The organism is Geminocystis sp. (assembly GCF_041753295.1).
Taxonomy (GTDB): Bacteria; Cyanobacteriota; Cyanobacteriia; order Cyanobacteriales; family Cyanobacteriaceae; genus Geminocystis.
This window is the reverse complement of sequence record NZ_JBGSUU010000107.1, coordinates 39100-48988: the sequence shown is the minus strand read 5'-3', so window position 1 is coordinate 48988 and position 9889 is coordinate 39100. Positions and strand designations below refer to the sequence as shown.

Sequence of the window (9889 nt, the reverse complement as noted above, 5' to 3'; positions counted from 1 at the left end):
AAAAATTGAAAAATAAAGACAGAAAGATTAAAAATAAATAGAAAAGGTTAAAATTAAATTTTAAGTATGAGATTAGGGGAAAAAGAAAAAAAGATGAGAAAAAAAAGGTAGTTAAAATTTGAGAATGAAAAAACCCTGCTTCAAATGAGGGAATCTATAATTATCTTGACACTTTACAGTTAATCGTTAAGATAGGTAATCAATAAATAAATTTTTTAGTTGTTAATTGTTCATTGTTAATGGTAAAGATGGAATCTCTAATCGCTGGACGTTATCAAATTGTTAATACTTTAGCAGGGGGGGGCTTTGGGGAGACTTTTTTGGCTAGAGATACTCATATGCCTTCTCAACGGTTGATTGTGATTAAACGTCTAAAACCTGTTAATTCTAATCATCGGGTATCTTCGGAAGTGATTGAAGATTTATTCCGTAAAGAAGCTCAAGTATTAGAAGAAGTCGGACAACATTGTGCGCAAATTCCTACTTTATACGCCTATTTTGTTGATAATGAAAGATTTTATCTTGTGCAAGAATATATAGAGGGTAAAAGCCTTGCAGAATTAGGAATGATTAACAGTTCTCAATGTCAAGAAATCTTAGCATCTTTACTCAAAACTCTGCAATACATTCACCGTAAAAAAATTATTCACCGAGATATTAAACCTGAAAATATTGTTATTCGTAGTCGAGATGGTAAACCTGTTTTAATTGATTTTGGTGCAGTAAAAGAAACTATGGGCACTGTGGCTTTAGGATCTGGATCGATGGTAAGCTCTGTTATAGTTGGTACAAGGGGATTTATGCCTCCTGAGCAAAGTACTGGTAGAACTATTTATAGTAGTGACTTATTCGCTTTAGGCTTAACCATGATTTATAGTTTAACAGGAAAATACCCCATCGAGTTTCCTAGTAATTCTTTAAATGGTCAATTAGAATGGGCTGATTTTGCACCTAATTTAAGTCCATTATTGCAAACAGTGCTAGAAAAAGCTACTAAAATTGATTTGAGTCAACGATACAAAACTGCCGAACAGATGTATCAAGATTTATATTTAAGTGAAATTAACACTGTAGCTGTAATTCCTCAACGAAAAAATAATCCTGTTAGTCTCCCCCTGACTGGAATAGAATCTCCTACTGTGGCGGTTACTAGAGATCAACTTTACCCACAATCTGAATCATTTTCTCCTCCCAAACCAAGTTATACTCCCCAAAAGGTTTCTAAATCCCCTTATACTCCTCAACCTGTATCAAAATCAAAACCAAATCCCAGTTATACTCCTCAAAAGGTTTCTAAGGCTATATATGAAGATAGCAATATTAAAGAAAATAATGGAATTAATTGGCTACCTTTAATTTTAAGTGCAGTAATCGCTGGAATTGCGGTATCGGTGGGGTTTATTTTTATACAGTATATACAACAAACTCAGACAGAATTGGCTAATCTTGAACAACAAAAACTCGAAACAGAAGCTAGACTAGCAGAGGAGCAAAAAAGACGAGAAGAAGATACTAATAAGCGTTTAGAAGCTGAAAGATTGCGACAACAGGCAGAAAATGAGCGAATTAAGGCGGAAGAATTGAGACGTGAGGCGGAGGAAAAAGCTAAGACTCTATCTCAATCTCAACCTGTTGTTAATAATCCTGATCCTAATAATACTCCCATTGAACCTGTTATAGAAGAAACTCCTCCTGTTGATGGTAATGAAGCGATAACTAAAGTTCAAGAGTTGTATAATTTATTATCTCAGAAGCAATATGATCAGGCTATAAATTTTTATACTAATTCTCCTGATCTTAGTTTTTTCGATCAATTTAGTCAAGTTACCGTAGAAAATTTACAGATTGTTAGTCAAGATGAAAAATCCATCACTTTAACAGGTGAAAATACTTATACTTATCCTGATGGTACAACTCAAAAAGAACAAAGAGACTATACCATCGAAAGAATTGATGACTCTTTGAAAATCGCTAATTCTCAATTTTTAAAGATCATAGAAGAAAGAAAATAATTTAGAATTAGGTATCAGGTGTAGCTCTTTTAATGTGTCGAACTCAGATGATACCTAATATATATTAAAACTTAACAGGTGAATGAGTGCGTAATGTTAGATACTTAATAACCCTGAAGGATTTACCGATAATAAATCTCGTCTTTGTAATCCTTCCTGATACAGTATAGCATTAGCTGAAAGTAAACCACTACTAATTGCTCTTTCCATTAATCCGCAAGGAAAAGGCATTTTTACCCAATCTCCAGCAAACATCAGATTTTTAACTTCAGTTTCCGTGGAAGGGCGCATTTTAAAACTATTAGGGGGATAACCTGAAAAATTTTTCTGATTGACTAATTGTTGATGTAAAATTTTGGCGTTGGCTAATTCAGGGACAATTTCGTATAATTCCTCTATAAAAGTGGCTAAAATCGATTCTTGAGTGGGAAATTCTTTCTCTTTATAACAATAGGCGTGTAACTCCACCACACTCCCCCCTGTTTTTTGCGCCCATTCCTTATATTCTCTCTGGATACGATGATAAAGAGTAATACTATCGGTTAATTTATATCCCGAAAGAGAAGCAAAATTACTGTGTTGCCAATCAAAATCTTTATCTAACCAAAAACGCCCTACCGCAAAAGGATCGGCTAATGGTAAACTTTCTACTTGAGTCTTAGTCTGTACACAACTTTCTCCTTCTATTAAATTAAATAGATGTTTTAACCCATTAACATCCGTTGCCATCACAAAATAGTCAGCTTCGATTTTCTTTGGTTTACTCGCAATTTTAGCCTCATCATTAATTAATTTAACTCTATTATTTTCTCTGGCAACAACTTTGTAAATTTTAAGATTTCTTGGTGCAGGAGGATTGATAACTTTACCTTCTTGATCATACATTGCACCGTGACAAGGACATAAAAATTGACCATTTTCTTGCTTATTAACGATACATCCTTGATGAGTGCAACTCAAAGAAAAAGCCTTATCAGTATCTTTGACTACCGCAAAAAGTTCATCTCCTGCTCCATAATAGTCATATTGTTCATCTTTTAATGACAGATTCTCGTTAACCCAAAAAGCTACATTACTAACTTCGTTTCCTTGATAATATTCTATAGAAGTTATGCGATCGCCAATACAATTAATTTTACTAATATTCGCTTCTGTGATAACTTTACCGTTATTATGTTTGATATTTTCTGCAATGGGATTAACTAAACTTGTACCCATATCATCTACCGTACCATTAAAAGCTAAACCTTCTGGATTACCAAAAAAATAAAAATGGAAAAACTGCATAAGTTCACCAGTACTTAAAACATCAGGAGCATTAAGGGAAGATTTAGCAAAAGGAAGGAAATATAAATCAAACAACCCTTGAGGAATGCCTTTGGTAGCCCAATCCGACACAGAAATTGCATCTAAATCGTAGTAACTGTTGGGAATTTTAAAGCTAGTAATAGCATGAAAAACCCTCCAATGAGCTGGATTTGCGAGATTTATACCCCAATGAAGAGAATTTTGGGAAGATATGGCTAAATCTACTATATTCCAAGGGAAAGAAGAATGACTTGGGCGAAAATTCTCTGGTTTATACTTATTATCTTTAAAAACGACGGAATAATAATCTAATGATTGAAAGTTATCCTTGATATTAATCTCGTTAACAATGCTTTTCAGGTTATAGTATTGAGGGAAAAATCCATGAAAACCATGTTCCATTTTAAAAGAATCTTCTCCTATCTTAATATCCCAACTAGCTATTTTGCCTCCTAACTGTGGTGATTTTTCTAAAAGTGTTACCTCAAAACCTCGATTACTTAACTCATAAGCCGAAGCTAATCCAGCTAATCCTCCACCAATTACAACTACTTTTTTCCTCTTGTTTAATGTACGAGGTAAAGTTAAAGTATCCCATTTATGAATAGTTGGTTGGGGTTTAACTACCCTAGAATAACCAAGAATACCGAGAATACCCGTAACAGTGAATAATTTAAAAAGATTGCGGCGAGAGATAACACTATTCATGAAATAATTTTTGAGAAATTTAACATTACTTTACATAAATTATCATTAATTTTCTGGTTAAGATCAAGTTTTATCAACATTGATTTTAATTATTAACAGATGTTACGCAAAAATAGAATTAATTGTTGATTTTTGCCAAACAGTTAAATGTCGATAACTTTTTACTTCAATCATTTGTTTTCATTAAACCTACAACCTTTCACAAAATCGATTAAAACTTAATAGGTGAATTATTCGTAAATGTCAGTTATTTGAGGGGTTGCCAAAATATAATTGATTCATTTAAAGGCTCAAGTTTTGTGCCGGGATAATAAAATTCAAGAATTTTTTGTGCTGACCAACCTAAATTTGCTAAATTATAACTACCAAACTGGCTTAATCCGACTCCATGACCAAATCCCCCTCCTACGAAGGCATATCCAGCAAGTTTTTTATTTTTGTCATAAAAAGGCTCTAAATAGAATAAAGTGCTTCTAGGCGGCGTAAAAGCACTTCTCACTTCATTTTTGGCAAGGGTTACAACTCCTAAGTCTGTATTTACATTAAGTTTCAAAATTCTACCCGAAGGCGATCGCTGGGCGATTTTCATGTCTTGAATAGTGGTAAAATTCTTAAGGGGATGTTTAATTTTAGTTAAATATTTTTGTAAATCTTTGGTTAAATCAGCTAAAGTGCTTTTTTTATTCCAACGAAATAGACTTCTACCTGTTTCATTAAAACCTTTTTGTAAAGCAATAAAATTACGAAAATTAGCTTCGGATTCGAGAGTTTTATCCCCTAAATTCCATAATTGTTGAGGTGAATCAATAACAGATTTAAGATAAGGGCGACTTTCCCCATTCCAGACATCTTCAAAATAGGATGTAACTCCACCAGTGGTAGAAGAATATAAAGCGTCCACTAACTCATTGTTATAGGTTAACACTAAACCTTTAGTTTTGGCGATGGCTTGATCAGAAATAGTAGAAGTGCCAGTTAAACCATAGTAAACTTGACAATGAGTGGTGGCACACATTTCATAATTATCAGCTTGAAATCTGCGGGTATTACGAAGGGCATAAGTTCGAGCGATGATAGTTTGTGCTTCGGCAGCAGCAGAAGGAACATTTGCACCAATTTCATGAGGTACAACGCCTCGTAAATAAGTTTCAATATCAACTTTATTAACAAAAGTATAATCACCGTAGGAATTAGGCTGAAGAGTAAAAACACCGTCATATTTACGCCAACTACCTTTAACACCATCTTTTAATTCGACAATGCCTCGACTACTTTTAATTTCCAAGTAATTAACTTGATAGTTTTTATCCCCTACCTTAAAAGAAACTTCTGGTTTTTCTAATAAAATAGCCGTTTCGATATAAATATCTTGATAACCTTTTTCCTGAAGACTATTAAGTAAAAGCCTTTTTAATAATGGAGTTGAATAAGTACTACGTTTCGCCCACACTTGCCAACGCCCAGGTTGAGTAATTTCTACCTCAATACCTAAAGATTGCCAATTTTTAGCTGCATCTTCTGCGGTTTCAAAAGTGCCATAATCCCCTAAAATTAATCTTTCTTCAATTAATTTATGAGGTAAGGATTTAGAAACAACAGTTAACTTTAACTCATCCATAGTCAAAGATTTTTCTTTTTTTGTGATGTTATCAGTAAATTTGACGATTAAAGAATTTCCTTGACTGCTTTTGAGGGTAATTTCATCTTCCAAATCATCTCCAAATCTTTGCACAATACCTACTTTTAAATCTACTGCTAAAACGGGGATTTCAGGCAAAAATGACATCCCGAATAGTAAGGGTAAAGTTAACCAAAATTTAGATAATAATAACGGTAAAGAATTACAATTGAGACAACTATTCAAATTCATCATATTAAGGTTACTTTTAATTACACCCATAAGAAAACATCAAGGATTAATTACTCAGAAAATTATATATTAACAAGTAGAATATTCGCTGTAAAAATCAGAAGAGCTTTAATTTCTTTAAAATTACAAATTAAGAAAGTTGACGTAAATAAATCAGTAAATCCGCCATATCTTCGCTTGACGGCTGAAATTTAGGCATCGGTGGAGTTTTACCTCCAGTAACTTGATGGATAATTTGCCCATCAGATTTATGTTTTGATACATCTACAAGACTAGGTCCTACATTACCATTTCCATTAATACCATGACAACCAGCACAATTAACTTGAAAAATAGCATTTCCTCGCTCGATATTACCTTGAAAAGATAATACTTCTTGTACATAAGGATCTTTTGTAGGTATCAACCACCATGCTATTATGATCAAGATCAAGATAATAATCACTGTTAGAAGACTCATCGCAATCTTTTTTGTGTCGATATAATTTAGATCTTTTCCTAATAACTGGTTATTCACTGACTCATTGTTAACTTTTAGTTTACTTAATTAACATTTTGCAACATTTTTTCTCATTAAGACAACTTTTCAAGGAAAATCCATAATTTAATCTAGGCATTTTTCCTTAACTATTTATTCTCGTTGATCTTTTTTTGATACCATAGAACATGAGAAAATTTTAAAGTAAATTTATAATACTGGAGAAAATTAATGATCGAACCTTTGTTACTTGGTATAGTTTTAGGTTTAATTCCCGTCACCCTTATGGGTTTATTTTTTGCCGCTTACCGTCAATATAAACGTAGTAGCGAAATCGGACTAGAATAATTAATCATCATCAGCAATTAACAATTAATAATCAAATATTTTCTCTTTTCCTCTTTTCCTCTTTTCCTCATCACATAGTAGAAGAAATTTTTTTTGCATAAGTACAAAGATTATGTCAAAATCACCCTAGTGGTAAAGTGAGTCAATGAAAGGGAAGATTAAAAGTCTCTTTCATAAGTGCTAAAAATTGAAGGTTTTTCATTCTTAATTTTTTCTGCATTGTACTACTAATCTTTAGAAATCACAATTAAACTAGATTACTATGCAAATTTTATTTGTAGCTGCAGAAGCCGCACCAGTAGCTAAAGTTGGGGGAATGGGAGATGTTGTAGGTGCGTTACCTCAAATTTTACGGAAATTAGGTCATGATGTGCGGATTTTCATGCCTTATTATGGCTTTTTACCCGATAAGTTAGATGTTCCTAGTGAACCAATTTGGTGGGGTGATGCCATGTTTCAAAAATTTGCGGTATATGAAACGGTTTTACCTGATACTGATGTACCATTATATCTTTTTGGTCATCCTTGTTTTGGTGGGCGCAATGTTTATGGTGGCGATGATGAATATTGGCGTTTTACTTTTTTCTCTAATGGTGCGGCAGAATTTGCATGGAATTATTGGAAACCAGATATTATTCACTGTCATGATTGGCATACGGGGATGATTCCTGTGTGGATGCACCAATCTCCTGATATTAGTACTATCTTTACTATTCATAATTTAGCTTATCAAGGACCTAGTCGAGAAATATTAGAAACCATGACATGGTGTCCTTGGTATATGGTGGGAGATAATACAATGTCCGCAGCATTACAGTTTGCTAATATCGTTAACACCGTTTCTCCTACCTACGCAGCACAAATAAAAACTCCTGAATATGGGGAAAATCTCCATGGTTTATTATCTTGGATTAGTGGCAAATTAAGAGGTATTGTTAATGGTATCGACACGGAAAAATATAATCCAGCCACCGATAAATTAATTCATCAAAATTTCACCGTAGAAACCATTGATAAACGGCGATTAAATAAAATTAAACTTCAGGAAGAATCAGGTTTAGAAGTTAATCGTAATGCTTTTCTCGTGGGCATGGTGACACGTTTAGTTGAGCAAAAAGGTATAGATTTAGTATTACAAACCGTTGATCGATTTTTAGCTTACACCGATGCCCAATTAATCATTCTTGGTACAGGCGATCGCTTTTATGAAACACAGTTATGGGAACTTTCTTCTCGTCATCGGGGGCGAATTTCAGTACAATTATTACATAATGAAGCAATTTCACGGCGAGTTTATAGCGGTGTAGATGCCTTTTTGATGCCTTCTCGATTTGAGCCTTGTGGTATCAGTCAACTATTAGCCATGCGCTATGGTGCAATTCCCATTGTGCGTAAAACTGGGGGGTTAGTCGATACGGTTTCTTTCTTTGATCCTACGGCGGAATCTGGTACAGGCTATAGCTTTGACCGTTATGAGCCATTGGATCTCTATACCTGTATGATTCGAGCCTATGAAGGTTTCCGTTTTAAAAAGGAATGGCAAAAACTGCAAATTCGTGGCATGAATCAAGATTTTAGTTGGGATAAATCCGCCGTTGAATATCTAAAAATGTACGAAGAAGCAAGATAAAAGTTATCAATTATTTTGATAGTAATCTCTTGTGCCTTTAGCTGACATTGCCTCATTTAAACGATTCAGCGCGTGAATATAAGCAGAAGTACGCATATTAACCTCAAATTTTTGAGAAATACTCCAAACGGCTTCTGTTTCCTCAATCATTCTTACCTTTAACTTTTCGTGAACTTCTGTTAAACTCCAGTACAAACCGTTACGATTTTGTACCCATTCTAAATAACTTACCGTTACCCCTCCTGCATTAACAAGAATATCAGGAAAAACATGAATACCTTTACTATTTAAAATATTATCAGCAGAAGAAGTAATGGGGCCATTTGCTACTTCAAAGATAAACTTTGCTTGAATTTCAGAAGCATTTTTTTCGGTGATTTGTTTTTCTAAGGCTGCGGGAATTAAGACATCGACATCAAGAGTTAAAAGTTGTTCATTTGTAATTACTTCATGGTCAATTATATTGCAAACGCTATCTTGACAATAAACTCCTGTAACGGTACGATGACTTTTTTTATATTGACGAATACTAGGTATATCTAAACCTTGAGGGGCATAAATACCGCCTTGAGAGTCACTCACCGCAACGACTTTATAACCAGCTTTAAAGAGTAACTCCGCCATTTGTGCCCCAGCATTTCCAAAACCTTGTACTGCTACGGTAGTTGTTTCTTTAACTAGATTAAATTTCTTGAGCATTACGTTGATAACATGAAAAGCACCCGTAGCGGTTGCGGTATCTCTACCTTGACTCCCCCCCATGGTTAAAGGTTTTCCTGTTACTACCCCTGGGGAAAAACGACGACGAATGATACTATATTGATCCATCATCCACCCCATAATCATTTCATTAGTGTAAACATCAGGTGCTAAAATGTCCACATCAGTACCAATAAAATCGGCGATCGCTTCAATATAACCTCTACTTAATCTTTCTAATTCTGTTTTAGATAATTCTTTAGGGTTAACGGTAATACCGCCTTTAGCGCCACCAAAAGGAAGATTCAATAAAGCACACTTAAAAGTCATCCAAAAAGCTAAAGATTGCACCTCATCAATGGATACAGAAGGATGATAACGAACTCCACCTTTACCTGGCCCTCTGGTGTCATCATATCGTACTCTGTAACCCTGAAAAATTTTTAAAGAACCGTCATCCATGCGTATGGGAATAGAAACACTAAGACTAGCTTTCGGATATTTTAACCGAGAAAAAGCATCCTCAGAAATAGATACATATTTCAAAGCCTCTTCTAATCTCACATTAGCATCTGCCAATAAAGATTTTGACATAATTTTATTCCTTAAAATTCCCTGTTTATCTCTATTTAAACATTTCAGGGGAACATTTTTGTAAGGAGTTAGGAGAAATACCAAAAGAGGTTAATTCTAGTTGTCAAGTATTGGGTTTCAGGTATTGGGTTTCAGGTGTCAGGTAAAATACAATTTTATAATAAATTTAATTGTTAATTCTTATAATCTTTATAGTGCTTAGGAACGTTTATTTTATCTGAATTTATCATAACTACTGTAGA

The 9889-nt window shown here is 34.0% G+C and carries 7 protein-coding genes; 3 read left to right on the top strand and 4 right to left on the bottom strand.

From position 1 onward, the window contains the following. The first annotated feature begins 248 nt into the window (after positions 1–248). Complete coding sequence (locus tag ACEW8E_RS13220) at positions 249–2012, top strand: protein kinase (RefSeq protein ID WP_373480821.1); 1764 nt, start codon at positions 249–251, stop codon at positions 2010–2012. A 96-nt stretch (positions 2013–2108) separates the two neighbouring features. Here ACEW8E_RS13220 and ACEW8E_RS13215 read toward each other — a convergent pair whose 3' ends face one another. The 3 genes from ACEW8E_RS13215 to ACEW8E_RS13205 form a co-directional block, all read right to left on the bottom strand. Then, on the bottom strand, positions 2109–4028 hold the full coding sequence (locus ACEW8E_RS13215; RefSeq protein ID WP_373480820.1) for an FAD-dependent oxidoreductase: 1920 nt from the start codon (positions 4026–4028) through the stop codon (positions 2109–2111). Between the two features lie 247 nt (positions 4029–4275). Next, complete coding sequence (locus ACEW8E_RS13210; protein ID WP_373480819.1) at positions 4276–5901, bottom strand: SpoIID/LytB domain-containing protein; 1626 nt, start codon at positions 5899–5901, stop codon at positions 4276–4278. 127 nt (positions 5902–6028) lie between these two features. Next, positions 6029–6358: a c-type cytochrome gene (locus tag ACEW8E_RS13205; protein ID WP_373480818.1), complete on the bottom strand. Its 330-nt coding sequence runs from the start codon at positions 6356–6358 to the stop codon at positions 6029–6031. Between the two features lie 249 nt (positions 6359–6607). On the opposite strand from ACEW8E_RS13205, the gene petG reads away from it, so the two are divergent. Continuing rightward, on the top strand, positions 6608–6724 hold the full coding sequence (petG, locus tag ACEW8E_RS13200) for a cytochrome b6-f complex subunit V (RefSeq protein ID WP_373480817.1): 117 nt from the start codon (positions 6608–6610) through the stop codon (positions 6722–6724). A gap of 262 nt (positions 6725–6986) precedes the next feature. Next, complete coding sequence (gene glgA / locus ACEW8E_RS13195) at positions 6987–8354, top strand: glycogen synthase GlgA (protein ID WP_373480816.1); 1368 nt, start codon at positions 6987–6989, stop codon at positions 8352–8354. A 6-nt stretch (positions 8355–8360) separates the two neighbouring features. Here glgA and ACEW8E_RS13190 read toward each other — a convergent pair whose 3' ends face one another. After that, positions 8361–9647 (bottom strand): Glu/Leu/Phe/Val dehydrogenase, encoded by a 1287-nt coding sequence (locus ACEW8E_RS13190; protein WP_373480815.1) that lies wholly within the window; start codon positions 9645–9647, stop codon positions 8361–8363. Between the last annotated feature and the right edge of the window lie 242 nt (positions 9648–9889).